The following is a 23,783-nucleotide window of genomic DNA, read 5'->3' as shown; positions in this document are numbered from 1 at the left end:
ACCAAGGATGAACCATGTCGTTATTTTCCGGCTTTGCGTTATTTCTCGCCCTATTGCTATCGGTGATCATTCCAGGGCCAAGCGTGATGGCAGTGGTTTCACGATCGCTGTCCTTTGGCATGAAACAGGGCTTAATGGTGGTTCTCGGTGTGGTAGTAGCTGATTACATCTTCATTTTTCTGGCACTTTCTGGGTTGTCGGCCGTTGCGACCGCCATGGGTGAGTTTTCCGTTTTTCTAAAGTACGCAGGGGCGGCTTACTTGATTTGGCTGGCTTACAAAAGCTGGACATCACCAACATCAGACAGTGACCTCTCCGCACAGGGTGCATCGAAAGCCAAAGGGACTTCCAGCTTTGCCATGGGCTTGGTGATCACTTTATCGAATCCAAAAGCCATCTTGTTTTACATGGGTTTCTTTCCCGCGTTCATTGATGTTCAAGCGCTTTCAGGATCAGGCATTCTGGCCGTATTGATTCTCTCAACGATTGCCGTTGGCGGCGTGTTAAGTGGCTATGCCATCTTGGGTGACAAAGCCACTCGCATCTTCAATGGTCAGAAAGCCAAAGCACGCATCAATAAAGTGTCAGGGGGTATTTTGGCCGCTTGTGGCGTTGTTCTAGCTCTCAAAATATAAACATCCTGACTCACAGGGTTAGAACGAAAAAGCCGAGTCTTATCACTCGGCTTTGAATCTCTGGGCTCAGGACACTAGGTTTTGAAGAACTATGGCTGCTTTCTCAGCCATTCCATGGTCTTATCAATTCGTTGTCTAGCGATCTCGGACAAATCTGCCTTGTCCATTTGTCTTAGCCAGCGGATCAATGCATACCAATCGTCTGAGGCTTCGACAATCCCCTCTCCTTGGGCTTGAGCCTCTGAAGAGAAGCCTTTGCTCATATGCCAAGCACTCAGATTTTTGCGCGACAAGCCAATGGGCATTGCCGCGCCAAAATCAATCAAACACACACGGTTGTCTATTTGATTCCAAAGCACGTTGGAAGGTTTGATATCACCATGGATCCAACCAGCCTGATGACAATGGCACAAGGCTTTTAAAATACCCGGTAACAAGAGCGTAAAGGTTTCAGCCTGATAGGGATTCATATCAATCAACGGCACCATATCAGGGTAATATTCCAGTGCAATGAAACGGGTTGTGGGATAAAGCGCTAGCGCTTTCTGAACCCCTGCTCCCTTGCATGCTGATAGCGCTTCCCACTCACGCTCTAAGCTAGATTTCTCAGAACCTAATGGCGCTCGACGCAACACAACCGTGTCACCCGTTTCAATCTCTGTTGCCAAGTACGCGTTCGGAACAGGCTTCGAACTGAGCTGCTCCGTCAGTGTGAATTTTCTGTCTAACACCGTCCCCACTTGCCAGCTTTCCTGCATCGAAAGGGTATCCGCTAACAACTTTAGATGGTCAGGTGTCATCAAAGCCTCCTTGGGGAATCAACGAATCGTTATACATAAGCTCTTTCCCCAACTGCTGTTTATTGAACAGCAGTTGGGGGAAGAGCAGTAACACAAAATTTCAAAAAACGCGTGATATTCTCTAAGCTTACGCACAAAAATAGCCCGTTGCAGACAAATTCTTCAACACGTGACAAAAACGACAAATGCCACTGTGCTTCGTGCTGCTGTCGAGCTTGGGCACCGTTTTTTCCTGCCAATTCCTGACTTGGCTATAGCAAGGTCGCAGCGCTCCCCCTCTTTCACCACCTCATAGCCATCTCGGATAATCGCCACACGTAACCATCACGTTTAACGAAAAAGGAGGCATTTAGCCTCCTTTTCTATTATCTGTCGCCTATTGGCTTTATCAGAATGACAAGGCTTGCTCGCCTTCCCAAACGATTCGACGGTATCTATCAGGATTGGTATCGCCTTCTGTGCTAAACAGCAGGACAACAGAATCTTCGTCTAAGCCCAACGCTTGTGCATGTTCCTTGCTGTCTTCTTGCATCAGCAGGTACAGCAGACCCATACAGATAGCGCCTGATTCACCACTGGTAACAGGATCATCGCCTGCCAAAGGGTTACCCAGAATACGCATGCCTGTTGCTGCAACGTTATCTTCTACCGACACGAAGCTATGGCTGCAGTCACGCAGGATTGGCCAAGTCACAGGGTTTGGCTCACCACAAGCAAGACCCGCCATGATTGAACTTAAAGAGCCCGTCACGTTGACCATTTCACCTTTGTCGCCAGAACGGAAGATGCAGTCTGCCGCCGAAGGTTCTGCAATAATCGCTTTGAACGTATCCGCACCCAATTTGTCAGCAAGGTAGCCCAATACACCTCCAGCCATCGCGCCGACGCCAGCCTGCAATAGGACGTGCGTGGGTTTTTCTTGTGCTTGCTCAACGGCTTCATCTGCCATTGTCATGTAGCCTTGAGAAATCCATGTTGGGATCTTCTCATATCCTTCCCATGCGGTATCTTGTACTAGCATCCAGCCATTGTCTTCCGCAGTTTGGTTCGCCAAACGCACGGTATCGTCGTAATTAACTTCCGTGACAATACATTCCGCACCCAAGCCACGAATGCGATCAACACTTGCCTGTGGCGAGCCTTTCGGCATGTAAACCACTGCTTTTTGACCCATTTCACGCGCAGCCCATGCCACACCTGTACCGTGGTTACCTGCTGTTGCTGTCGTGAACGTCAGTGGTTTTTCCAATTTGGATGCCACAGTTTTCAAGTCAATTTCACTGATATCAACATTCAGATGTTCAGCCAATTGGCGACCCAATGCATACGAACCTCCCAACACTTTGAATGCGTTTAAGCCAAAGCGTTTAGATTCATCTTTTACCAAAATGGTTTTCACACCAAGGCGCTTAGCCAGTTCAGGCAATGACACCAAAGGCGTTGGCGCGTAACCTTCAATCTGTTGATGGAAAGCGCGTACTTCCTTGGCAACATTATCAGAGAAAATCGGGCTAGTTTGACCGGTAAAGTGCTTATTTTTCGATACTTTCAACATGGCGGATACTTCATGAAAAGAGTGAGGCGTAGTGGGACACGCTAAGTGCCCCACTGCAAGACAGGTGCTTAAGGATTAACGTTTGATAAACGCAATCGCTTCCACTTCAACCAGAGCGTCTTTTGGTAAACGAGCCGCTTGAACGCAAGAGCGTGCAGGTGCCATTTCAGTACCAAACACTTCAGTGTAAACCTCGTTGAATGCCACGAAGTTTTCCATGTCAGATAGGAAACAGGTTGTTTTCAATACCGTGTCGATTGACGCACCAGACTCTTCCAAAATCGCTTTAAGGTTCTCCAGTGACTGACGCGCTTGCTCTTTAATACCACCTTCCACGAATGCCATGGTTTGTGGATCCAATGGCAATTGACCAGAGGTAAAGATCAGATCTTGGAAACCCATTGCTTGAGAGTATGGGCCAATAGCAGCAGGAGCAGAATCAGTGTGGATTTTGGTTTTAGTTGTCATTTTTCAATCTCTTACTTAAATGTTTACGACTTGAACTCGCGCAGATATTTGTAAATTGCATGGCGAGTAATACCTAGCCTTTCTGAAACAATTGCTGTGGCTTCTTTGAGTTCAAAAATGCCGTTTTCAAACAACAGTTTAGTGATGGCTTTATTCTTTCCTTTAAGGTTGATGGAGGCATCAGCTTCCACTTCCACAATGGCGTGGTTTAGCGCCTGATCGATCACTTCATTCGCGCTTGCACTGAAATTTTCACTGACGGACATGGCAGAGTGAGCCATGTCTGGCATCAGGGTTTTAATAATTTCAGGGAACGGAAAAGACAAATTCATGTTGATACAGAACATGCCAATCGGTCGGCCTTCTTCTCCTTCAAGGATGCATGTCGTCGACTTAAGTAACGCGCCATCTTTACTTTCAGTAAAGTAGCTATTCGGCGTCACATTCCCAGTTTTTTCGAACGCTCTTAACATTCGAAGCCCCAGATCTGTGATTGGTGAACCCACGCCTCGCCCAGTGTGATGACCATTCACTATCTTCACCACTGATTTCTCAAGGCTTTCAAAAGAGTGAATAACCACTTCACAGTGAGGCCCGATGAAGTCAGCGATTGTGTCCGCTAGCCGAAAATAGGCCTGCAGCATATCGCGATCTTTAGGCGTAAATTTGGTCGAGAATTCACTGATACTTTCCATGGGCACCGTCGTCTATTTGGTTAACATAAGTTGACTACATTGTCATATGAAGGTGAAAACCATTCAACCTTTAAAATTAAGTTTCGGTAACTATAGAACGCCTAATTTGCCTCTTAATCAACTTAATTTCACATCAAAGTTTAAATATGTTGACTGAAATCACTATTCCGAACAAACAAACACGATTTGAGTGCACTTTAGTTAACGGTGAGCTTGAGGTCACATTATTTAACTCAATTATTCGTAAACTTGCTCGCCATAACGTTACCGAAAGTGAACGATAGACGAATTACAGTTCACTGCGAGTAACTTCAAACGATGAGTAGAGAAGGAAAGTGTAATGATTGATTATCTGGCCCGTGGTTTTGAAGTGGCTGAGTTTGAGGCGCGTACTGCCCATGCTCAACAGATGATGCGTGACATGAAGCTCGATGCAATGATTCTAACGACCGAGCCAAACGTTCGCTATTTCACAGGGTTCTTTACCCAGTTCTGGCACAGCCCTACCCGCCCTTGGTTCCTTGTGATCCCAGCTGAAGGCAAGCCAACCGCCATCATTCCTGAGATCGGTGCAAGCGGCATGGCGGGTACGTGGATTGATAACATCATTACTTGGCCTTCTCCACGCCCTGAAGACGACGGCATTAGCCTAGTTGCGGCTTATCTGAACTCTCTTCCCGCGCGTTTTGGCCGTATCGGCGCTACGCTGGGCATTGAATCTCACCTTCGTATGCCAGTGAACAACTACCTACAACTCACCACCATGGTGAATAAGGAATTTGTTGATGTTTCACTGCAAATGCATGAAATCCGTCAAGTTAAGTCAGCAGCAGAAATCGCCAAGGTAAAAGAAATCTGCCGCATTACTAATGTGGGTTTTGCAAAAGTGCCTGAATACGCCAAAGCGGGCATGTCTGAGCGTGAGATTTGTAAGCAGTTCCGTATCGATATGCTGTTAGAAGGAGCCGATGAATGTCCTTACATCATTGCGGGTTCTGGCCCTGACGGTTATGACAGCATCATCATGGGCCCAACCGACAGAGTCATCGAAGACGGCGACGTGCTGATCATCGACACGGGTGCAAAACGTGATGGTTACTTCTCTGATTTCGACCGTAACTGGGCATTCGGCAGTGCAAGTGAGCAAACCAAAGCTGCCTACCGCGCAGTTTACGATTCCACCACAGCTGGCTTTGAAGCCGCACGTCCTGGCGCAACCACGTCAGACATTTACAACGCGATGTGGAAAGTGTTGGAAGCCAACGGTGCATTAGGCAACGACGTTGGTCGCCTTGGTCACGGTCTAGGAATGGAGCTGACTGAGCGTCCATCAAATACCGCAACCGATAACACCGTACTAAAACCGGGCATGGTCATGACGCTAGAACCAGGCATGGTTTACGCCCCTGGCAAATCAATGGTGCACGAAGAGAACATTGTGATCACTGAGAACGGTGCTGAGTGGCTTAGCGAGCGCGCAGAACCTGAGCTAATCATCATTAAATAACAAAGAATTACCTCTAATAATAACAATAAGTGGGCCGACTTATTCGGCCCCATGACAGATTGAGTACCCTATGAAAACCCTAGATGAATTTAAGCAGTTTGAAATTCCTCTGACGTACCAACCCGCTCCTCGTATTAACCGCACCCACATTGGTCTGGTTCAATTAAGCACAGATCACTCGCTAGAAATGGATTGGGCAAAACTACTTGGCACCCAAGCGGCAGTATTCAGCAGCCGTGTTTATTACTCCAGTGAGATGACACCGGAAGCACTAGATAACATTGCAAACGGCATTGGTGAAGCGTCAGATCTGATCGCTTACGGCTTGCCAATGGATGTCATGGCGTTTGGTTGCACCTCCGCCACCATTATCATTGGTGAAGAACGTGTGGGTCAGTTGCTAACCCAAAACCGTGGAAATATTCCAACCACCAACCCTTGGACTGCTGCAAAAGCTGCTTTCAAACGTCTAGGCGCTAAAAAAATCGCCGTGTTCTCTCCATACCCGACCGATGTGAACTTCCCGCTTTACCAGCAATTGACGGAAGCAGGTTTCGACGTGGTAAGACTGGGCTCCCTTGGCATTGAACGTGATACGGACATCACAACAGTTTCCCGCGAATCGATGCTAGAAGCGCTTGAAAATATGCTGCCAGATTGCGATGCCGATTTGGTCTTCATGTCTTGCACCAACTTGCGCGTGCTTGACCACATCAAAGAGATCGAAGATCGCTTCGGGATCCCTGTGGTATGCAGCAACTCCGCTATGTTCTGGCACGCCATGCACTTATCAGGAAACATCGCTTCCTGCCCAGGCTTTGGCCGCTTACTGAATCTGGATGAATCTCCATACCCAACCTTTGAACAAAGCAAAGATGGTGAAGGAGAAGGCATAGAAGCCGCCATGTAACACGCGCTTTACCAGAAAAAGATTAGCTCTACCGGTTACCGAGCGTTCCCTATTACCTCTGACAGTCAGGCAAATTACTGCCTGTGGGAACGCTCGTCTCAAATTTATTGTTTTTGAAGGAATAAGACTATGAACCGTACAGCAATGGGTTGGGCAGCAGCAATTTTCGTCGGCTTACTTTGGGGTATTCCTTGGATTGTTGGCACGCCAATTTTGGAAGTCATGGATCCTCAAGTCTTGGTATGGGCACGTTACACCGTCGCCTTTATGACGCTGGCAATTATTCTTAAAGTCGGCACCGCCACCGGCAAAGTGGAAAAGAAATGTGAATTCAAACTGAACTGGGCAAACCGTCACGACATTATCTGGACAGCTGCATGTGGCATCATCGGTCAAGGCGCTTTTAGTTTCTTCTCCTTCCTATCTCTTGATTACATTACCGCATCTGAAAACGGTGTGATTCAAGGCTTGATCCCAATCCTAATTCTTACTGTGGGCTTCGTTCGCCATGGCGCTCGCTTCAATACATTACAAATGGTGTCTGCACTGGGTGCGTTCGTCGGCGTCGCGATTCTCGTTATGGACCCAAGCTCTGAAACCAATGGTTTCAACATCGGTCACTTGATCTGCTTCGCGAGTGCAGCAAGCTTTGCCACCATGGCTTACGCTCGCGCTGAGTTGGCACAAAAGTACGGCTCAGTCGCGACCATGTTCCACCAGTTCGTCTTTGCTTCTCTCGGCTTTGGTATGTACCTCGTATTTACAGGTGCCGATTTGAGCTCTGCACTGGGTATTTTCAGCTCCCCATTGCGTATTGCTTGTATCACTATTTTGGGTGTAGGTATCTCAGGCATCAGCTACCTCGTTTACATCTACGCCATGGAGCGAGTAGGTGTTGATGGTACTGGCATGGCACTGAACCTAATGCCTCTGTCTTCCTTTATCCTCGCAGTATTTGCGCTGGGTGAAGCGGTGACACCAATGCGACTGCTAGCAATTATGGTGGTTATTGGCTCCATGATGATGTTCATGAAAGTCGGTAACAAAAAGCCTGACGTTGAAGCTGAAACTCGCAACACCAAACTCAAAGTACAAAAAGCATAAGTTAACTACGTGGCGCTGCTCACTCACGCAGCGCCCCAATTTTCATGAGGAACACCATGACCATTAAACAACTCGTTACTGAATGGCGTCATCACATTCACAAGCATCCTGAATTTGGCTTTGAAGAAGTGCTGACATCAGAAATGGTCGCAAACAAGCTCGAAGAGTTTGGTTTGGAAGTACACAGAAACATCGGTAAAACAGGTGTTGTTGGCATCTTAAAATGTGGAAACAGTGACCGCTCTATTGGTCTTCGTGCTGATATGGATGCACTTCACATTGAAGAAAAGAACACCTTCTCACATTGCTCAGTACACAAAGGTGTTATGCACGCTTGCGGTCATGATGGTCACACAGCCATGTTGCTTGGTGCGGCGCATCAACTGGCTCAAACCAAAGATTTTGACGGTACCGTTTACTTTATTTTCCAACCCGGCGAAGAGCACGGCGTGGGTGCAAAAGCCATGATTGCCGACGGCTTATTTACCCGTTGGAACATTGATGCGGTATACGCCATGCACAACCTGCCAGGAATTCCTGCAGGACATTTTGCGACTCGCCCTCACTCGTTAATGGCGAGCGAAAGTAGTTTTGAAATCGAAGTGATCGCAACGGGTGGTCATGCCGCCATGCCGCACATGGGAACCGACCCAATCGTTGTTGGTGCCCAGATCGTAACGGCAATGCAGACCATCGTATCGCGCAATCTCAGTGCGATTGATGAAACTGCCGTTATCTCCGTGACCGAATTCAAAACCAACGGCACAGTAAACGTTATTCCTTCACGCGTAACCATTAAAGGCGATACCCGAAGCTTTACTGATCAGGCTCTGCATAAAATTGAAAAAGCCATCGAGCGAATTGTGGCGGGTCAATGTATGTCTGCGGGTGTGGAATACGAGTATCACTTCAACAACAGCTTCCTCTCGACTATCAATAGCGCGGAAGAAACCGAGCACGCCGTACGTGCAGCAATCAAAGTGGCGGGTGAAGATAAAGTCAACGGCGCGTGTCAGCCGTTTACCATCAGCGAAGATTTTTCGTTCATGCTTCGTGAGCGTCCAGGCTGCTACATCCTGGTTGGCAATGGTGTGGGTGAATGCGGTGGAACAGCACTACACAACCCCCACTACGATTTCAACGACGAGATTCTGATGTCAGGCGTTCAGTTCTGGCAGACACTGGTTGAAGACCAGTTATCCAAATAACCACAATAGAAACACCCTACGACCTTGCGCCCCCTACGGGCGCTTTTTTTTCACGTTTCCAATACACCCAAACAACCTGAAGAAACAGGATTCAGCGAGGTTTACTGACGCGAGAAACTAGGCTTTTCGCCTCTCGTCCATTGCCAGTTTTCTATAGGCTCTCGGGCTATATCGAAACTGCTGCTTGAAACACTTCGAAAAATAGTTGCTGTCGGAAAAACCGCTACGCTCCGCAATACATTGAATAGTATGGTCGTTGTCGCTATCTAATAGTTTTATCGCATAGCTAAGCTGAACCTTCTTTAAATACTGGTTTGGCGATGAATCCATAAATTGTCGAAACAACCTTTCTAACTGACGCTTACTGATAAATGCTGCTTTGGCGATAGTATCGGTATTGACCTCGGCATCATTGAAGTTCTGTTCAATAAACACAAGGGCTCGGCTCAACGCAATCGTGGTCGGTGGCAAATCACTGCTGCTATCTTGATAAATCCTTGCCAGCCTAATCACCAATTGTTGCATCAAACCCGTCAACACAACCTCAAATGCGGATTGAGATGATTCATATTCCATTCTGATGTCATGCAGCAAGTGGGTGAACGCAAGTAACTGTTGCTTACTCAGTGACAGTTTCGGTTTATATTCCGTCGTTTGTCTGGCAATCGGTTCTATCTTGAACATAGCCTGATACCCAGACAACTGACGCATTGACGGTAGCTCAAAGAATGGCGTTTTCGCGTCAAACATAAGGTTAACGATTTCGAGCTTCTTCACGTCCCTAAAGCCATGCTCAATATCGCCATTGATCACAAACACGTCCCCTTTGCTGATCGCGTACTCGTGCCCCGCTACCGTATGCTTCCCACTCCCACTCATCACAAAAAACAACTCAGCAAAATCATGCTTATGTGAGGCAAAATCGCAATGATGATGTCCGTCTAGATAAGCAAATTTCAGGTGGCTATGCTTTTGATGTGCTCTAAGTTGGTATACGACACTCATGTCGCTAGATTCCTTATTCTGGTCGCCATATTGGTAGTTTCACGCACGTCGCGAGTATACTATTTCTTTTCAATAACGTGAATTTTCAACATGTTTTCAACGACATTATCCAGCTGATTGTCAGAGTACCTATGACGATAGCAAGACTAGAACGGTTGTGTGATTGTATATGAACAAACAAGAAATCAATGATGCACAAAGAAACCTCGTCTCGGTAAGCCGACAAGCTGCCGCTGAAGGCGTCGTACTCTTAAAAAACACTGACTCGGTTTTACCCTTGAAAGAAAAGGATGTGGTGTCCTTGTTTGGGCGTTGCCAAATTGACACCTATCGAAGTGGCACGGGGTCAGGGGGTGCGGTGAATGTTCCTTATGCCATCAGCGTTCTAGAAGGATTTAGAGCCAACAGCGCGATGACCATCAATGAAGATTTGGTAGCCGTGTATCAAGACTGGATAGCCGATCACCCTTTCGATGACGGTGGTGGCGCTTGGGCAGCCGAGCCTTGGTTCCAACAAGAAATGCCTTTGTCAGATGAACTTGTCGCCAGTGCTTCGGCCTGCTCGAACAAAGCAATGGTGTTTATCGGACGAACCGCAGGTGAAGATCAAGACAACGCCGATGAACAAGGCAGCTACCGTTTAACGGATTGTGAAATCGACATGATCACCAAAGTGGCGCATCACTTTTCGAACGTTATCGTGGTCATGAATGTTTCAAACATCATGGACATGTCGTGGTTAAACACGCTGGAAGACAAACAATCGCTCAAAGCCGTGCTTTATAGCTGGGCTGCGGGAATGGAAGGCGGTCATGCGCTTGCTGATATCGTCTCTGGTCAACAGTCCCCAAGTGGTCGTTTAACCGACACCATTGCACATCAACTCTCTGACTACCCATCATCCGCCAATTTCGGACGTAAAGACCGTAACCTTTACGTTGAAGACATCTATGTTGGCTACCGATATTTTGAAACCTTCCAACCCGATTCTGTTCAATTTGAGTTTGGCGCGGGTTTATCCTATACCGCGTTTACTCGTGAGCTCGTAGATTTCTCGATTCAAGGCGAAGGCGCAAAGGCGTTGCTAAGTTTTGACATCAAAGTGAGTAACATTGGTAGCGATTACGCCAGCAAAGAAGTGGTGCAGCTATATGTTGAAGCGCCACAAGGTCAATTAGGCAAGCCCGCAAAAGTGCTAATCGGTTTCGCCAAGACAAAGGTCATTGAGCCAAGCGACAGTGATTCTGTGAGAATCTCCGTGCCTGCAAGCATGCTGGCTTCGTATGATGATAGTGGCGCAACGGGGTATCGTAACAGCTATGTACTTGAATCTGGCACCTACCGATTTTTCTTAGGAGACAGCATTCGCCACGCAAACCATATCGCCGCTGACTACCACGTTAATGCGCTAGTCGTGGTTGAATCGTTAAGCGAAGCGTGTGCACCGGTTGACTCATTTGACCGCATCAAACCCGCCGACAAAAAACCAAGTGGCATTTACGAAACTCACCTCGACACTGTGCCTGTTCGCACCATTTCTTTAGCTGAGCGTATTCATGAAAACATGCCCAAACCACTTGAGATAGTGGGCGATAAAGGCATCAAACTCATCGATGTGAAGCAAGGCAAAGCGAGCTTGAGCGAATTTGTCGCGCAAATGTCACCTGAGCAACTCGCCATGATCGTGCGTGGTGAAGGCATGTGTAGCCCTAAAGTCACGCCGGGCACAGCGTCTGCATTTGGTGGGCTATCCGATTGCTTATTTAACTTGGGAATTCCAGTGGCCTCGGCTGCAGATGGCCCTTCAGGGATCCGCATGGATAGCGGTCACAAAGCCACTCAAGTGCCTATAGGAACACTGCTTGGCTGTACATGGAATGTAGAACTCAACGAAACGTTATTTCACCTAATAGGCAAAGAGTTACGCGCAAACCAGATTGATACGCTTTTAGGCCCAGGGATCAACATTCATCGGCACCCGCTGAACGGTCGAAACTTTGAGTATTTCTCAGAGGATCCACTAATAACGGGTGTCATGGCAGCGGCGCAAACCCGAGGCCTCGCTGATGCTGGCGTCTCAGGTACCATCAAGCACTTTGCAGGAAATGACCAAGAAACTGCCCGTGTCGATGTTGATAGCGTGATGTCTGAGCGCGCACTTCGAGAAATCCATATCAAGCCTTTCGAGATCGCCGTGAAGGAAGGTAAAGCCTCCACCATTATGACCTCTTACAATCCGGTCAATGGGCACTGGGCTGCGTCTAACTACGACTTGAATACAACAATCCTCCGCAACGAATGGGGCTTCACTGGCATTGTGATGACTGATTGGTGGGCGAAAATGAACGACCCGATCAACGCAGGACAGGAAAGCAAGACGTTCACTTCTTTCATGATACGCGCTCAAAACGATCTGTATATGGTGGTAGAACACAACGGTGCAGAATCAAATATCATGGGTGACGATACCTTAGAAGCGTTAGCAAACAACACATTAACCCTCGGTGAGTTGCAACGCAGCGCGATGAACATTTGTCGCTTCATTATGTCCACGCCTGTTATGGAGCGCCCTCTCAAAGCCTATGAACCCATAAAGTCCTTTGCGGCTTTAGATCAAGCACCCGAAGGTTCAATTCATCGCGCCGAGCAAACGTTGAGCCTACACACTAACGTGAATAAATCAGTAACACTTGAGGTAAACGAACCGGCCAGTTATCAATTCCAAGGTGTTATGCACTTTGACCGAGATTCGCTCGCGCAATCAGCATGTAGCTTATTTCTTAACGGCGAATTTGGTATGACATTGCCAACAAATGGGACAGACGGTGAACGCGTGACGGTTGAAGGCCTGCAAGTGAAGCTTCAACCTGGCTTCTACGTGTTAGATATTGATTTTGTTAAGCCAGGCCTAGTGCTAGAAGAAATAACGATTTCGAAGGTGTGAACAATCGTCTTATGAATTGAGCTACACCCCAACGCGACCATTCAAATGGTCGCTTGGTGATCACAAAGTCTGTGGGATGCAGGCTAACTGAAATGTGGACAAAAGTCAGTTAGACCTTATGCTCTAAAGTGATCGCTTCGGATAACTCCAGGGGCTCTTCTCCGCTTACGTGAGCTTGATTTCAGGATAGAAAATAGATTGCGCCTCTTTAATCGATGTTTGCCTTATCTTTAACTTAAAGTATTCGGTATCTCTAACTCCGCGAGCTCTCCGCCTTAGAAGGCCAATAGATACGTTGCCTGCTTCCACACGGGCATTTGTTAGCCTATATTTTGCGTAATTGCAGATGCCGATTCTTCTATCCCAGAGAGCATCAGCAAAATTTATCAGTGATAAAATCCTCGTCTTTTTGGCAAGTTGGCACCAAGTTTCAAGCGCCGTAATCATTGAGTCAAAATCAGGCTCATCCCATAAAGCTTGCAGTTGCTCCTTCAGCATATAAATTGTGCAAAGTGTCTTATTGCTTTCAAGTAAATCATCCAGCCTATCTGACTGTTTATCATTTAATTTTGGGGCATTCTTGAGGAGTAAAAATAACGTCCCCTTCAGCATCTTCTTCTCGTGGTGTGTCCCATTTCTAAACGCTTTATTTCGTTCTTTTCTAATCAGGAGGGAGTAGTTTTGCATCACGTGAAATCGGTCAAACACAATGTCAGCATTCGGGAGAACTTTTCTTACAGCCGATTGATATGACTGTCCCATATCCATTGATACTGCTCGGATCCCATCTCTAGTTTGGAGTGATAACTGCTCAAAAAAATTGATAAGAACATTGGAAGTTCTTCCGTGGTCTACCCATATAAGTTGCCCCGAAACAAGGTCATAAACAACTGTCATATAGTCGTGCCCTTTAGCTCTGGCAACTTCATCGACGCCAATATGAACAAGGCTGGTGATCTTCTCAGGTTCTAACGCTGGTAAGGTGGACAGTAGAAATGCTTTATCGATGTTTTTCACTGTTTCCCAGCGGATGCCTAGGTGTTTAGAAACAGCATGAATACTCATATAACGGCATAATCCACTGATGAAATGGCAAAATCTCTCAGTATAACGGCTACCTTTAACAACAAAATCAGTTGCTTCAATCAACCTTCTACCAAGTCTATCTCGAGTCTGAGCAAGCTCAATTTCTATGACACAAGAACGACCACTCACAGGTAAATCAGATAGCCGACGACGAACATAGTGATCGACGGTGCGCGGCGCACCTGTCTCTGGATCAATCACTTTGAATCGCCTATCACGCTTACATTTGACGAGTACAGAATGGGTGTCCCTTTCAATGGATACAGACTGGACGCATTGGCCTTTAAAGTTAAATAGAGCAGATGATAATAACGACAAACTACAACACTAAAGGTTAAGAAAAGAGCCATTATAAATCTTGCTGTTATAGATTATTTGTTCGTTTTACAGACTCACGTAAGCGGAGAAGAGCCCTCCAGGTACGGGAAAACGAAGTAGACGACTTTGTTGTTCGATAGCATTCTTTTGGCTGCTGGCGCAGCCAAAAGAATGCTATTGCCTATTGACGTTAGAAAGGATCATATGCACGAGGTCTATTCTCCAAAACGTTTTGTTAAAACGTTTACAATGGAACTCTCCGCTTGCTTCAATAGACTACTAATTACATTTTGAATTTCATCATGATCACAAAGTTTACAGTGGGCAATTTGCCACTCTTGTGAATTTCCAAGTTCGCGATTGTTCCAACTCATTTCTTTAAGCCTTTCATACTTACAGAAAACGGTCAGCTTGGATTTTGAAAAAACGAATGTCACAAAAACCTGATACCAAGGTAAGTTTTCTTCAGTCGGGGTAAGTGAAACAACTAATGCAGTTCCAGGAGAAGGAGTTGTTAATACAAAACCATCGATAACCTTTCTATACCTAGTTACTGGTCTATATTCTATACGTTTCTCCCCACTAAATGCGGCGATATGTAGTGATTTGTTCTCGTATACTACCTTTTCCTTATCTTGGTATTTCTCGTCTTTATACGTCACCCTTGCGAAATAGTTATCGTTATTTGACTTTATCCAATTCGCTATACTCTCCGTGTTATTTAAATTGTTGTAGTCACTTTCAACAACAACTTCCACATTGTATAGTTCATTAAATATGACAGACCATTCAAAATTCTGAACCGCTTTAAATAGCTTTGAAAGAGACTGCATACATTCTTCTTCGTTGCAGTAATCTTTTGCTTTATCGCGAATAGCCATAATCAACTTTTCACCTTCTGAAAGCTCAGCTTTCCCTCCCTCCACTACACTTTCTTCTCCTTGAGGAAGTGCCGTAAGTTGTACAACTGGGAGTAACTCCTCCAACTTTTCACTTAGAAGGTCAGATACGTTACAAAATACTTCTGTATTATCAGCTTGCTGCACGAACAAAGGTGTTTGATATTTCTGTACAGCGTTGTCATCAGATATGTACGCCATAATGTCTCTGAAACGAATATCTTTACCATTAAAGCTCTGTAAAGATCGAGCAAAGCTCTTTGTAAAAACGCTGTAGTCAGGCAATGCAATAGATGATTGAGTGTTTGAAGATGAAAACAAAAAGTAAGTTTTTTTGAAGTTATTTGTAGATGACTTCTCAAATACAACCTGCAAATCGTTGTTTGACTTTATGTATTCTGTACCAGATTGGCATGCGTCAACAATTTTCACTGCCAAATTTGGTTTTAAGGACTTTAACATTGAGTCGAGCTCACTATTCCTTAAAGACGTTTGCTCGACTTTCGTTGAACTAAAATCAGAAAAAAGATAAAGAAAATCGTCTCCATAGCGGGTTCCATGCCCTGTATAATAAAAGAATACTTCTTCTATATTATCGTCATTATATTTACGTATGAACGAGGAAAGATCTGACTTTGCTGAGGAACTGTTTGGACTATTATTTAGAATAAGACAGTCATCATACTTTTCAGTTAAATTGATAATTGATGACATTAGATCTAAGTCTCGACTACAGGGCTCTAGACTTGCTTCATTTTCGTAATCGGAGACTCCAATTAACATTGCTAACTTCTTACCCACAGCTACCCCTTTCTTATTGTTTACTTACCTAAGCCCAACGCTTTCTACACGGCCATACTAAATTACCATACAATGCAGCCTCTATCCTATAACTTCTATTTTTAATCAATAGATTAGTAACCACATTGAGAGGTTAGAATACACACTGAAATCTAATTGAGATAACTTGTGGTAAGGTAAACGCGCATTAACAGGATCTGAGTGAGTTAAAGCACTAACAAGGTATGGGGCATAAACGTGCCAGAAAAGATCGGCCTGACACGAGTTTGGACAAAAGTGAGTTGGCACATTTACACACAGTCGTCAACTTCGGATAACTTCAGATAGGGGAAAGCTAAGTAGACCGATCATGTTTTAATAATTTAAAATCCGTAATAAGATGATTTCTAGAGTTTCACCTCTACTAACTTTCCTGTGTCGACCATCTTGAAATTAACCTTATTTCCCTCTTTGTTGTAATTTAGTTTAACTTCATCTTCAAAGCGCCATCGACCCCACTCTTGTGTGTCGACTTGCCATGCAGCCCATAACATGTTCCCACTGGAAACATCGCAAACATAACTCCACGCTGTATAATCAGAGGGTCGGATATACCTTACATATACTAACCCGTCTTGATTCTTATAATTATCAATAATATTTATGGGTTTACTAAATAACTGGCCAATGTACGCTTTACATAGCATGGCTTTTTCGGATAGCAGTAATTCTCTCTTAGGTTGTCCGCCACCTAAAATACTCAAAATAAATATAGATCCTATAGCAGTATAAATAATATTGGACTTTGACTTTCTTATAATAGGCACTAACACTTCGCTTGGGTTATTTCCCATTCTCTCAAACGCTTCATAGCAGGCTTTGTATGTCTTTGGAACCATTGAAGCTACAAACCCTCTCCCGTTGAAAAGCATTATTTCCACATAGAGAGTTTTTTCTGTTGACTCCGAGTCTAATTTAGTAAAGCTAACAATTTCAGGGATTGGGATTAACTTAATATTGTAAAATCCACTCTGAAGCATGTTCTTTTTTAGCTCAAATTTTTCGCCGGAGAAATCACCACGAACAACATGAAGAAATTTCATAAGAGACCCTTAGTTAAACTTCTTAATTATGACCCTGTGAATTATGAAGTTGTAATTTTTTTATTGAACTCGCTCGCATTCACCAAATATTTCATTCATCGTATTGTCAGTATAAAGTCATCAACAATTACTTAAATTTTAGTCGCACTAAAAAGTGCTGAATAGATTGGTTCGACATGAGCAGGGACAGAAGTGAGTTAGAGTAATGGTTCTATGTCACAATTTTCACATAAGCTGAGATTTGGCAAAGAATGGATTGTAATTGTCTAATGATGAACCATATCGCTGCGTCGTCTGTCAACCAGTGGAGGACAGACATCATTGCTGTTTTTGTGCAAGCAGTTTATTTGATAAAATAGCAACAGGCTTGTTCAACAACCAAATAAAGTGCAGACTGCGCGATACTTATTCCTATGTTGATTCTATCTTATCTGCCAAGTAGCTATTAAACATATGAACAAAAAACAGAAAGCCCCAGTACATAATCAAATCACTTTGCGCCTGCTCTACTAGTTGTTCATCATTGGCTCCCAAAAAAGTTGCAAAAAACATGATGAACCCTGTAATGAAGTAGCACTTCAGAAAATGTGAATTTAGCCTCTTATTGTAGTTTGGAACAGTTATTACACACGTTAACTGAGCCACTGAGAAAAAGTTGCAATGGCTAATAAAAAATTATCTATTTGCATATAAATCCATTATTTTCTATTGGATCAATTATTAGATGGTTAACTAGGTAGGATGTCATTAAGTTGGTAATGTAATGTTTCCGAAAGCCACCTAAATTAATAAAGTCAATGCATGGTGAAAATGTCATGCGTTACGAATCCGTCTTAAAGCACTAGTTGATATTTGTTTACTTGAACAAGTCACCATATCCCCAAATGACAGTACCCATAATAGCCAATAAAACAGCCATATATTGGGCTACCTTGAAGATTGGTTGATATTTTTTAGCCAGCGCTGCTTGTTGGCTAAAAGTATGGCCTGATGGGAACACGTGTTCATTCACCTTCATCAAATTATATTCCATCCAAACAGCAAACAAGACCGTCAGCGAGCCACTTCTCTGAAACCATATTGCAGGTTCTTCTGTTTCAGGGATAACGAATGAATACCAAGCTAGAATAGGCGTTATTACTGCCAAGATAAAAATAGGAATACAGTACACTAACTTCCTTTCAATATCTTTACCAGCCCGCTCCATTAACTCATCAATTGTTAAAATTTCTGAATTCAAAATCTCTCCTTACACATAATACTTGCTCAATGGGAAACCAATACATAGTAAAAACACCGCACATTGGATGTCTACCTTGAGGCCTTTATTATGATTCAAGCTCGATAAAATCGATAAATTTTCTCCCTAGTGAAGTACCTTCCGAGCCTAGCCGTGCTTCATGAAACTGTTTAATCCGAACCATACCAAATCTATTTAAATCAGAAATTATCAAATCAACAATAGGGTCATTTGAGCTAATGTCAGTATAGGTATTTTTCCACACATTACGTAAATCTCCCCAGTGAGTATAACTATTAGGATTTGAATTCAATTTCTGAATGTAATGTTCTGGAGTTGCTAAGAAGTGCAGAATACGAAAGTGAAGTGGCGTCATTTCATCGATGAACCGAATGAACATTAACTTTAAGGTCTCATCTATTTCGTCAATTAATACTGTATTTTTAACAGCATTATTTAACGCTTTAATTTTCTCTTCTTGATGAGTTCGGACTGCGATGTTTGAAGCTTGAAGATATGCAGATATAAAAGCATCGTGCTCAGAAAGCTTTTCTGGTGTCAGATCTTCAACCCTTTCACAAAGCTCATCAACTGTACTCGCTAATAAAATAAGCCAATTTTCTTTACGTTTATCTATTGGTGCTGAAAAGACTGTTTCAAATAACGTAGCCAAAGCACCGCCAGCTAATGGTATAACATTGAGCGTAGCTTTTATCCCAGCATGCCCGTAGTCCTTCCATTCTTTACTTTGAGGAAAATCTTCCATACTTACTCCTGAATCATATTATTAGCTCCCAAATGCGGTATTTAAATACCCCATTTTTGGCTTTTCATACATCCAATGAACACCGATCATTAGCATAAACTCATGTTTTTAATAGGATATCATGGTGGGCATCAAAAGAGAGAACGAGAAAATACAACAAAATGAGACATTTCCACACACCTCACGTTTCGCATTAGGAATTCTATCGAAAACTCTTTAGATGAGGCTGATTGACTTGACTTTCTCCAACAAAGAATGGGGCATAAACGAGCTAGATTTTAACCATTTCCAACTCCCCCACTATGCACTGTGCCCATAGCGTTAAATGAATGGGTTTCCGCTTAACGGGTACAACAGCCTTGCACCCTACCCGTTTTCAACATGCCCTTTCGGGTACTGTTCCAAAGGCGTGCATAGCCATAACGTTTCGAAGCCGCTACCAATAATAAAGAGGAGGATGATAAAGCGAGAAGTCAGTATGACGAGTTACACTGACCACGGAGGTAAGAGTTTACCGTGAAGAAAACCCGCACAGGCATGATTCACTCGTTTGCAGACCCAGAGCATGGCATGGCATGGCATGGCATGGCATGGCATGGCATGGTGGGATTTTCAAACCCCGAGATAAAATCACCATCGCTAGAATGCAAAAAGGCCGCTGTATCTTTCGCAAGAACAGCGGCCTTTTCTAATTTGGCGGAGAGATAGGGATTTGAACCCTAGGTGGGCTATAAACCCACGCCGGTTTTCAAGACCGGTGCTTTAAACCACTCAGCCATCTCTCCGTGAGTGGTGCGTATAGTAATGTTCGACGTTGGGTTTGTAAACCCACTAATTATGCATTTTTGTTTGAATGGGTGTTTTTGCGCCACCATGCGCATATCGCATACAGAATGGGGTCTGCATTCAACCACCTAGTCACAAATGAACAGTTGGTTTTTTGCTGAAATGCATAAACATCTCATCAAGACCAACATAATATTCTAGTCAACAAGGAAACTCACAGAAACTCAGGGGAATTGTCAATGTAGCGGCAGGTTGCATATTCATGGGACACATAGACCAATGAATAAAGTAAAAACAACGTGTTACACTAATGACTTGTTCACACTTTCGATCAAAAAAACAAACAATTTCGCCAAGATCATTGCATGGGTCACACCTCTTACTTGTTCGATTTGCAGCCAAGCTAACTGCTCCTATACTGTGGATGTTAACCGCGTGTTAATTTTTAACTTGCCGTGGTTTTACAAGGTTCTCATCATTTTTTGGCTACTTGCCTCTCTTGAACCTTGTCCATGAGTAACAACCAGTTATAACCAAAAAAGGATTGATAGGTATGGTTTCCAAAAAGTCGACATTTGGACTTGCAGTTATCTCAGCACTGCTTTTCTCCGGCACTGCTAGCGCAGAAGGTCAAAGCACTCTAGATAAAGTCAAAAAGGCAGGCGTACTAAGTTGTGGTGTCAGCACCGGTCTTCCTGGCTTTTCTAACCCAAACGCAGAAGGTCAATGGGAAGGTATTGATGTCGAGTTTTGTCAGGCTATGGCCGCGGCAGTGCTCGGTGACAAAAGCAAAGTGAAGTACGTTCCTCTAACAGCGAAAGAACGTTTCACTGCACTTCAATCTGGTGAAATCGATGTACTTTCACGTAACACGACGTGGACACTACAGCGTGACGGTACTCTGGGTCTGAACTTCGTGGGCGTTAACTACTACGATGGTCAAGGCTTCATGGTGAAGAAAGACTTGGGTGTGAACAGCGCACTTGAGCTTGATGGCGCATCAGTTTGTGTTCAATCAGGTACAACGACTGAACTTAACCTTTCTGATTACTTCCGCTCGAACGCGATGTCGTTCAAGCCCGTCGTTTACGATACATATGATGCAACCGTTAAAGGCTTTGAATCTGGCCGTTGTGACACGCTAACGACTGACCAATCAGGTCTGTACGCTTCACGTATTAAGTTGGCTGATCCAAACAGCGCGGAAGTTCTGCCTGAAATCATTTCTAAAGAGCCTCTAGGCCCTGTTGTTCGTCAAGGTGATGACAACTGGTTCAACATCGCTAAGTGGACGTTGAATACCATGATCAATGGTGAAGAGTTCAACATCACTTCAGCTAACGTTGACGAAATGCTGAAATCAAAAGATCCAAACATTCGTCGTATTCTTGGTCTGGACGGTCCTAAAGGTAAAGGTCTTGGCTTGAACGATGATTGGGGTTACCAAGTTATCAAGCAAGTTGGCAACTACGATGAGAGCTTCCAACGCACTGTTGGTACAGACTCTCCGCTTAACATTCAACGTGGCGTGAACGCGCTATGGAATGACGGCGGCATCATGTACGCGCCACCTATCCGCTAATCTATTCGTTTTTACGTATAGCACTTGTGGGGCACAACTCTGTGCCCCTTATTTTAACGTGAAAGGATAGAGGTGCGGCTGTATGGCATCTAAAGAGAATTCGCTTAGCTCATCGGCTACTCGCCCTGAGAAGAAGCAAAGTCTGATATACAATCCAACGTTTCGCTCTGTGGTGTTTCAAGCCGTTGCAATTTGTGCCTTGGTGTTTTTCGTTTACAACATCGTAAACAACGCACTGACAAATCTCGATGCACGCGGTATTGCTACAGGGTTTGGCTTTATGAGCCAAGAAGCGGGTTTTGGCATTGGATTAACACTGATTGAGTACGATGAAACCTACTCATATGGTCGAACCTTTTTCGTTGGCCTATTGAACACTGCGTTGGTTTCTATACTTGGTATTGCATTGGCAACTGTCCTAGGTTTTCTCGTGGGTATCGCGAGACTTTCTAGAAACTGGTTATTGAGCCGTTTCGCCGCAATTTACATTGAGATCTTCCGAAATATCCCCCTTCTGCTTCAGATATTTTTCTGGTATTTCGCAGTACTACAAGCACTCCCGTCCCCGAGACAGAGTATCAGCATAGGTGATTCCCTCTTCTTGAACGTACGAGGCTTGTTTGTTACTCGCCCCGTGTTCGAAGATGGATCAGTATGGATGCTTATTGCTCTTATTGTGGCCGTCGTTTTCAGCTTTGGTTTAGCCCGCTTTGCGAAGAAGAAGCAAATTGCAACAGGCGAACAAACGCCAGTTTTCGCGATTTCTCTCGCTGCTATTGTCGGCTTGCCTTTACTCGCATTCTTCTTCTCTGGTATGCCAGTATCGCTGGAATACCCTGAGCTTAAAGGGTTTAACTTCCGTGGTGGTATATCCATTCTCCCAGAACTCGCGGCACTAACACTTGCACTGTCTATATACACTGCATCGTTTATCGCCGAGATTGTTCGCTCTGGTATTAATGCGGTGAACCATGGTCAAACAGAAGCGGCAATGGCATTGGGCTTACCGCGAAACAAAACACTTCGTTTGGTTGTTATCCCACAAGCCATGCGAATCATCATTCCGCCTCTGACGAGCCAATATTTGAACTTAACCAAAAACTCGTCTCTCGCAATGGCGATTGGTTACCCCGATTTGGTCTCGGTATTCGCTGGTACCACGCTGAACCAAACAGGGCAAGCCATTGAAATTATTGCAATGACAATGGGTGTATACCTAACGCTTAGTTTGTTAACAGCGTTATTAATGAACATATACAACGCCAAAGTCGCGCTGGTAGAGAGGTAACCCATGGCTAAACAACATGAGTTTCAACCAGATTTGCCGCCACCGCCTAGTACGGTAGGACCGATTAGCTGGATGCGTCAGAACTTGTTCTCGTCCCCTCTCAACTCCATCATGACATTGATTCTGGCTTTTCTTGCCGTTAAAGGGTTATGGGCTGTTGTTGATTGGGCTTTCATCAATTCAGATTGGATCGGAACATCCAGAGAGGATTGTTCGAAAGAAGGTGCGTGTTGGGTATTTATCAACGTACGTTTCGATCAGTTTATGTTTGGTTTCTATCCGCAAGAAGAGCTTTGGCGTCCTCAGCTTTTCTACGCAATTTTGGCCATTTTCACGGGTCTTTTGATCTATGAACGCACACCAAAACGCGGATGGATACTTCTAACGTTCCTGATTGCTTTCCCGTTAATGGCCGTGTTCTTGATCTTCGGTGATGTTGCTGGCTTACCAAAAGTGGAAACACACCTTTGGGGCGGGCTGCTGATCACTATGATCATCGCCATCGTTGGGATTGTCGTATCACTGCCGATTGGTGTAATGCTGGCATTGGGTCGGCGTTCTGACATGCCGATCATCCGCAGCCTATGTACTGTTTACATCGAAGTATGGCGTGGCGTTCCGCTGATCACTGTCCTGTTTATGGCTTCTGTCATGCTGCCGCTATTTATGTCTGGCGAATCAGAAACCAATAAACTGGTGCGTGCATTGATCGGTGTGGTCATGTTCTCAGCAGCGTATATGGCAGAGGTGGTTCGTGGTGGTTTGCAGGCGATACCTAAAGGCCAATATGAAGCGGCTGACGCTCTCGGCCTCTCTTACTGGAAGAAAATGGGACTCATCATTCTGCCTCAGGCGTTGAAAATCACCATTCCTTCCATTGTTAACACCTTTATTGGTCTGTTCAAAGACACCAGCCTCGTCCTTATCATTGGTATGTTTGACGTTCTGGGTATTGGTCAGGCTGCGAATACCGACCCGAATTGGCTTGGTTTCGCGACGGAAAGCTATGTGTTTGTGGCATTGGTGTTCTGGATTTTCTGTTTCGGTATGTCTCGTTACAGTATTTATCTAGAAAACAAACTCCACACTGGTCACAAGCGATAG

At 44.6% G+C, this 23,783-nt stretch carries 20 protein-coding genes and 1 tRNA gene; 10 read left to right on the top strand and 11 right to left on the bottom strand.

All coding sequences use genetic code 11. From position 1 onward, the window contains the following. Positions 1-14: 14 nt before the first annotated feature. Complete coding sequence (locus LRP50_RS18750; protein WP_274165981.1) at positions 15-635, top strand: LysE family translocator; 621 nt, start codon at positions 15-17, stop codon at positions 633-635. Positions 636-724: 89 nt separating this feature from the next. Here LRP50_RS18750 and LRP50_RS18745 read toward each other — a convergent pair whose 3' ends face one another. From LRP50_RS18745 to LRP50_RS18730, 4 genes are all read right to left on the bottom strand, one after another. Further along, positions 725-1,435: a protein kinase domain-containing protein gene (locus LRP50_RS18745; protein WP_274165980.1), complete on the bottom strand. Its 711-nt coding sequence runs from the start codon at positions 1,433-1,435 to the stop codon at positions 725-727. A gap of 388 nt (positions 1,436-1,823) precedes the next feature. Next, positions 1,824-2,990, bottom strand: a complete 1,167-nt coding sequence (locus tag LRP50_RS18740) for a diaminopropionate ammonia-lyase (RefSeq protein ID WP_274165979.1) — start codon at positions 2,988-2,990, stop codon at positions 1,824-1,826. A 75-nt stretch (positions 2,991-3,065) separates the two neighbouring features. After that, positions 3,066-3,458 (bottom strand): RidA family protein, encoded by a 393-nt coding sequence (locus LRP50_RS18735; RefSeq protein ID WP_274165978.1) that lies wholly within the window; start codon positions 3,456-3,458, stop codon positions 3,066-3,068. 23 nt (positions 3,459-3,481) lie between these two features. Then, positions 3,482-4,153: a helix-turn-helix transcriptional regulator gene (locus LRP50_RS18730; protein WP_274165977.1), complete on the bottom strand. Its 672-nt coding sequence runs from the start codon at positions 4,151-4,153 to the stop codon at positions 3,482-3,484. A gap of 340 nt (positions 4,154-4,493) precedes the next feature. Here LRP50_RS18730 and LRP50_RS18725 point away from each other — a divergent pair, with 340 nt between their 5' ends. The 4 genes from LRP50_RS18725 (at position 4,494) to LRP50_RS18710 (ending at position 8,882) form a co-directional block, all read left to right on the top strand. Further along, entirely contained in the window at positions 4,494-5,660 is a 1,167-nt protein-coding gene (locus LRP50_RS18725) for a M24 family metallopeptidase (RefSeq protein WP_274165976.1), read from the top strand. A gap of 70 nt (positions 5,661-5,730) precedes the next feature. Next, positions 5,731-6,570 carry a maleate cis-trans isomerase family protein gene (locus LRP50_RS18720; RefSeq protein WP_274165975.1) on the top strand — a complete coding sequence of 280 codons (840 nt, stop codon included), beginning with the start codon at positions 5,731-5,733 and terminating at the stop codon, positions 6,568-6,570. 129 nt (positions 6,571-6,699) lie between these two features. Further along, positions 6,700-7,674, top strand: coding sequence for a DMT family transporter (locus LRP50_RS18715; protein WP_274165974.1), 975 nt, complete (start codon positions 6,700-6,702; stop codon positions 7,672-7,674). A gap of 56 nt (positions 7,675-7,730) precedes the next feature. Continuing rightward, the gene (locus LRP50_RS18710) at positions 7,731-8,882 is read left to right on the top strand and encodes a M20 aminoacylase family protein (RefSeq protein ID WP_274165973.1); all 1,152 of its coding nucleotides are present in this window, start codon (positions 7,731-7,733) and stop codon (positions 8,880-8,882) included. Between the two features lie 117 nt (positions 8,883-8,999). On the opposite strand, the gene LRP50_RS18705 is transcribed toward LRP50_RS18710, so the two are convergent. Further along, positions 9,000-9,887: a helix-turn-helix domain-containing protein gene (locus LRP50_RS18705; RefSeq protein ID WP_274165972.1), complete on the bottom strand. Its 888-nt coding sequence runs from the start codon at positions 9,885-9,887 to the stop codon at positions 9,000-9,002. Between the two features lie 169 nt (positions 9,888-10,056). Here LRP50_RS18705 and LRP50_RS18700 point away from each other — a divergent pair, with 169 nt between their 5' ends. Next, positions 10,057-12,831, top strand: a complete 2,775-nt coding sequence (locus tag LRP50_RS18700; protein ID WP_274165971.1) for a glycoside hydrolase family 3 protein — start codon at positions 10,057-10,059, stop codon at positions 12,829-12,831. Between the two features lie 165 nt (positions 12,832-12,996). Here the strand turns inward: LRP50_RS18700 and LRP50_RS18695 are convergent, their stop codons facing one another. From LRP50_RS18695 to LRP50_RS18675, 5 genes are all read right to left on the bottom strand, one after another. After that, the gene (locus tag LRP50_RS18695; RefSeq protein ID WP_274165970.1) at positions 12,997-14,235 is read right to left on the bottom strand and encodes an ISL3 family transposase; all 1,239 of its coding nucleotides are present in this window, start codon (positions 14,233-14,235) and stop codon (positions 12,997-12,999) included. Between the two features lie 215 nt (positions 14,236-14,450). Continuing rightward, entirely contained in the window at positions 14,451-15,935 is a 1,485-nt protein-coding gene (locus tag LRP50_RS18690) for a caspase family protein (RefSeq protein WP_274165969.1), read from the bottom strand. Between the two features lie 386 nt (positions 15,936-16,321). Continuing rightward, positions 16,322-17,017, bottom strand: coding sequence for a hypothetical protein (locus LRP50_RS18685; protein ID WP_274165968.1), 696 nt, complete (start codon positions 17,015-17,017; stop codon positions 16,322-16,324). Positions 17,018-17,873: 856 nt separating this feature from the next. After that, a complete protein-coding gene (locus tag LRP50_RS18680) occupies positions 17,874-18,257 on the bottom strand; it encodes a hypothetical protein (protein ID WP_274165967.1) in 384 nt (127 codons plus the stop codon). 88 nt (positions 18,258-18,345) lie between these two features. Next, positions 18,346-19,023, bottom strand: coding sequence for a hypothetical protein (locus LRP50_RS18675; RefSeq protein WP_274165966.1), 678 nt, complete (start codon positions 19,021-19,023; stop codon positions 18,346-18,348). Positions 19,024-19,539: 516 nt separating this feature from the next. On the opposite strand from LRP50_RS18675, the gene LRP50_RS18670 reads away from it, so the two are divergent. Then, positions 19,540-19,731 carry a hypothetical protein gene (locus tag LRP50_RS18670; RefSeq protein WP_274165965.1) on the top strand — a complete coding sequence of 64 codons (192 nt, stop codon included), beginning with the start codon at positions 19,540-19,542 and terminating at the stop codon, positions 19,729-19,731. Here LRP50_RS18670 and LRP50_RS18665 read toward each other — a convergent pair. Then, positions 19,718-19,808 (bottom strand) — tRNA-Ser (locus tag LRP50_RS18665). The genes LRP50_RS18670 and LRP50_RS18665 overlap by 14 nt on opposite strands. 554 nt (positions 19,809-20,362) lie before the next feature. Here LRP50_RS18665 and LRP50_RS18660 point away from each other — a divergent pair. The 3 genes from LRP50_RS18660 (at position 20,363) to LRP50_RS18650 (ending at position 23,783) form a co-directional block, all read left to right on the top strand. Further along, positions 20,363-21,391 carry an amino acid ABC transporter substrate-binding protein gene (locus tag LRP50_RS18660; protein WP_274165964.1) on the top strand — a complete coding sequence of 343 codons (1,029 nt, stop codon included), beginning with the start codon at positions 20,363-20,365 and terminating at the stop codon, positions 21,389-21,391. Between the two features lie 82 nt (positions 21,392-21,473). Next, on the top strand, positions 21,474-22,679 hold the full coding sequence (locus LRP50_RS18655) for an amino acid ABC transporter permease (RefSeq protein ID WP_274165963.1): 1,206 nt from the start codon (positions 21,474-21,476) through the stop codon (positions 22,677-22,679). 3 nt (positions 22,680-22,682) lie between these two features. Further along, positions 22,683-23,783, top strand: coding sequence for an amino acid ABC transporter permease (locus tag LRP50_RS18650; protein ID WP_274165962.1), 1,101 nt, complete (start codon positions 22,683-22,685; stop codon positions 23,781-23,783).

Source organism: Enterovibrio gelatinilyticus (assembly GCF_028683095.1).
Taxonomy (GTDB): domain Bacteria; phylum Pseudomonadota; class Gammaproteobacteria; order Enterobacterales; family Vibrionaceae; genus Enterovibrio; species Enterovibrio gelatinilyticus.
This window is presented reverse-complemented; position numbering and strand designations above follow the sequence as displayed.

Bases quoted from the DNA above. Each gene is read 5' to 3' on its own strand.
- LRP50_RS18740 (WP_274165979.1), bottom strand. From the start codon at position 2,990: ATGTTGAAAGTATCGAAAAATAAGCACTTTACCGGTCAAACTAGCCCG.
- LRP50_RS18730 (WP_274165977.1), bottom strand. From the start codon at position 4,153: ATGGAAAGTATCAGTGAATTCTCGACCAAATTTACGCCTAAAGATCGC.
- LRP50_RS18700 (WP_274165971.1), top strand. From the start codon at position 10,057: ATGAACAAACAAGAAATCAATGATGCACAAAGAAACCTCGTCTCGGTA.
- LRP50_RS18710 (WP_274165973.1), top strand. From the start codon at position 7,731: ATGACCATTAAACAACTCGTTACTGAATGGCGTCATCACATTCACAAG.
- LRP50_RS18650 (WP_274165962.1), top strand. From the start codon at position 22,683: ATGGCTAAACAACATGAGTTTCAACCAGATTTGCCGCCACCGCCTAGT.
- LRP50_RS18745 (WP_274165980.1), bottom strand. From the start codon at position 1,435: ATGACACCTGACCATCTAAAGTTGTTAGCGGATACCCTTTCGATGCAG.
- LRP50_RS18655 (WP_274165963.1), top strand. From the start codon at position 21,474: ATGGCATCTAAAGAGAATTCGCTTAGCTCATCGGCTACTCGCCCTGAG.
- LRP50_RS18725 (WP_274165976.1), top strand. From the start codon at position 4,494: ATGATTGATTATCTGGCCCGTGGTTTTGAAGTGGCTGAGTTTGAGGCG.
- LRP50_RS18720 (WP_274165975.1), top strand. From the start codon at position 5,731: ATGAAAACCCTAGATGAATTTAAGCAGTTTGAAATTCCTCTGACGTAC.
- LRP50_RS18750 (WP_274165981.1), top strand. From the start codon at position 15: ATGTCGTTATTTTCCGGCTTTGCGTTATTTCTCGCCCTATTGCTATCG.
- LRP50_RS18660 (WP_274165964.1), top strand. From the start codon at position 20,363: ATGGTTTCCAAAAAGTCGACATTTGGACTTGCAGTTATCTCAGCACTG.
- LRP50_RS18685 (WP_274165968.1), bottom strand. From the start codon at position 17,017: ATGAAATTTCTTCATGTTGTTCGTGGTGATTTCTCCGGCGAAAAATTT.
- LRP50_RS18735 (WP_274165978.1), bottom strand. From the start codon at position 3,458: ATGACAACTAAAACCAAAATCCACACTGATTCTGCTCCTGCTGCTATT.
- LRP50_RS18675 (WP_274165966.1), bottom strand. From the start codon at position 19,023: ATGGAAGATTTTCCTCAAAGTAAAGAATGGAAGGACTACGGGCATGCT.
- LRP50_RS18715 (WP_274165974.1), top strand. From the start codon at position 6,700: ATGAACCGTACAGCAATGGGTTGGGCAGCAGCAATTTTCGTCGGCTTA.
- LRP50_RS18705 (WP_274165972.1), bottom strand. From the start codon at position 9,887: ATGAGTGTCGTATACCAACTTAGAGCACATCAAAAGCATAGCCACCTG.